This window comes from Rathayibacter sp. AY1H3 (assembly GCF_002932015.1).
The window spans coordinates 1-2,569 of sequence record NZ_PSUU01000092.1 but is presented as its reverse complement, the minus strand read 5'-3'; the positions used below and the strand labels follow the sequence as shown (position 1 = coordinate 2,569).

The window sequence follows — 2,569 nt, the reverse complement described above, 5'->3', positions numbered from 1 at the left end:
CGCAGGACGCCCGGCCCGGGCAGCAGCCGGTGGTCACGCAGGAGGACCGCGCAGCGATCGCGCGCTACGACTACCTCCTCCGCACCGCCGACCCCGAGCCGCCGCGTCCGCGCCCTCGCCGTCGGAGCCGCGCTCGCCCTCGCCGCCGCGCTGCTCCCGGCGCAGGCCGCCGCCGCCGCCACTCCCGCCACCCTCTCGGTGCTGAGCCTCGGCGACTCCATCACCCAGGCCTACGGAACCTGCGGCTCCTTCGCGGACTGCCCCCGCAACAACTGGTCCACCGGCACCAGCTCCTCGGTGAACTCCTTCGCCTCGCGCCTGCGGACCGCGCTTCCCGGCACCACCGTCACGACCGCGAACTTCGCCACCACCGGCGACGTCGTCGCTCAGGTCCCCTCGCGGATCGACGCCGCGGTCGCCGCCGGCGTGCGGCCGGACGTCGTCACCCTGCTCATCGGCGGCAACGACCTCTGCTCGCCCGACAACCGCGTCGCCTCCGACGGCTACACGATGACCCCGGCGAGCACGTTCCGCACCGGAGCCTCCGCCGCGATCACGAAGATCCGCACCACGTGGCCCTCCGCCCGCATCGTCCTCTCGTCGATGCCGAACGTGGCCTCCGAGTGGTCGGTCGTGAAGACCGGAGTCGGTGCGCTCGTCTGGGCGGGCGGCGACCTCTGCCGGACCACGCGCGGCGTCAGCTCCACCGGCCGCAGGCTCAGCAGCACCGCCGCGGCCGCCTCCGCCGCTGCCGCGAGGACGCGGACGACGCAGTACAACACCGCACTGCAGACGGCGTGCAGCGCCGCCGGTCAGCTCTGCGACTGGGACGGCGGAGCGCTCACCGCGACCCCCGTCACCAAGGGCCTGATCGGGACCACCGACTACTTCCACCCGAGCGTCGCGGGTCAGGCGAAGATCGCCTCGATCCAGTGGGCGGCGTCGAACTTCTCGAAGTAGCGGCCTCCGGAGCGGCCGCTCACGCGTCGAGCGGCCGCTCACCCTCGCGGCGGCGACGCTGCTCCTCGGCGAGCCGCGCGTAGTGCGCCTCCTCGCGCTCGAGGTCGGCGAGCTGCTCCTCGGTGCTCTTCGGAGCGGGCCGCACCACCATCGGCGGCGGCGCCTGCTTCCGGCGGCGGGGCACTCGGCCGCCCGGCACGAAGGATCCGCCGTCGCCGCGCTTCCAGTCGTGCCCGAGCAGGAACCACAGCGAGACGCCGATGAGCGGGAGGAAGAAGATCAGCAGGATCCACACGATCTTGGGCAGGTTCTTGATGACGTTGTCCGGCTGCCGCACGACGTCGACCAGCGCGAGCACGGTCAGGACGATGATCACCAGCGAGAAGACGAACCCCATGCAGTCGAGGGTACGACGCCGAGGGCTCCCCGTCGCCGCTGTGTCGGCCGACGTCCGTGGCGCCTGCGGTCGAGGAGCGGCTCCGACGCATCCGCCCCGTGCCTCCGCGCTGTTCGGCGCCGATCCCGCGCACATGCCTGCTCCCCACGAACGCGTGCCACCATCGGACGATGACCGAGACGCCGCCCGCCCCCGCCTCGACGCCGGCGAGGAAGCGCCTGACCGCCGCGCGTCTCGCCCTGCTCGCCGGCCTCGTCCTCGCCGTCGCCGGACTCGCGGCCCTCGCGCTCGTACCGCTGCAGTACGCGAACATCGACCGTCAGGGCTTCGACGACGTCTGCAGCGTCAGCCTGGGCGGCGTCCCGCCCGAGGCAGGCGACCTGGTCCGCGGCTTCTGGTCGTGGTGGCCGCTGGGCGCGGCGTGCGAATGGACGCTGCTCGACGGCACGACGGTGGTCGACCTCCCCGACTGGTCGACGACCGCCGTCGCGATCGTGGGGGCCGCGCTGCTCGTCGTCGGCGCGGCGCTCGCGATCGAGTCGCCGCTCCTCCGCCGCCGGCGCGCTCCGGTCCCGTCCGCCTAGCGATCGAAGAGGTTCCCGAGGTCGCCGAGCCCCGGCAGCTGGAAGTCGGAGCCGAACTCCGACACCTGCTCCCCCAGCCCGGACACGTGCTCACCCGCACCGGAGACGAACTCTCCCGCGCCGCCCGTGATGTCACCGAAGTCGCCCAGATCGCCGAACCCGCCGGCGAGGTTCTCGAAGTCCAAGCCGAGGCCGGACGCCTGCGCGAGCAGCGGACCGGCGACGCTGCTGATCACGGCGCCGCCCGCGACCGCCGCGAGCAGTCCGCCCGCCGCGCCGAGCCCGATGCCCGCCGCCGCTCCGACGCCGGCACCCGCGAGGGCGCCGCGGGTCCCCGGCTTCGAGAACATCTTCTTGAGGAACCCCGGATCGTTCGCCTCGCCGCGCGTCGCCGCGCGCGCCAGGTCCTCGGGGGCGGAGGACCGCGGCTGCTCGTTCGCGGGCAGCTCGTCGCGGAGGCGCGCCTCGACCTGGGTGCGCTGCGCCGTCGTCAGCTTCGCGAACGCGTCCCGGTGCACCTGCTCGAGCTGCTCGGGGTCGGCGGTGCGGAGGAGGTAGTCGTAGCGCGCGATCGCTGCGCGGTCCTCCTGCGTGACCACCGGCTGCTGCCCGGGCCGGGCGTCCTGCG

3 protein-coding genes and 1 pseudogene are annotated in these 2,569 nt (G+C 74.0%); 2 read left to right on the top strand and 2 right to left on the bottom strand.

The genetic code is table 11. From position 1 onward, the window contains the following. Positions 1 to 960 (top strand): GDSL-type esterase/lipase family protein (locus C5C33_RS18025; RefSeq protein ID WP_104261787.1); only part of this gene is annotated, 960 nt, incomplete at its 5' end. Between the two features lie 19 nt (positions 961 to 979). Here the strand turns inward: C5C33_RS18025 and C5C33_RS18020 are convergent. Continuing rightward, complete coding sequence (locus C5C33_RS18020; RefSeq protein WP_104273107.1) at positions 980 to 1,357, bottom strand: PLD nuclease N-terminal domain-containing protein; 378 nt, start codon at positions 1,355 to 1,357, stop codon at positions 980 to 982. A 170-nt stretch (positions 1,358 to 1,527) separates the two neighbouring features. On the opposite strand from C5C33_RS18020, the gene C5C33_RS18015 reads away from it, so the two are divergent. Next, positions 1,528 to 1,941 carry a hypothetical protein gene (locus C5C33_RS18015; RefSeq protein WP_104261785.1) on the top strand — a complete coding sequence of 138 codons (414 nt, stop codon included), beginning with the start codon at positions 1,528 to 1,530 and terminating at the stop codon, positions 1,939 to 1,941. On the opposite strand, the pseudogene C5C33_RS18735 reads toward C5C33_RS18015, so the two are convergent. Continuing rightward, positions 1,938 to 2,569 (bottom strand): annotated as a pseudogene (locus C5C33_RS18735) (hypothetical protein); the annotation flags it as partial. The gene C5C33_RS18015 and the pseudogene C5C33_RS18735 overlap by 4 nt on opposite strands.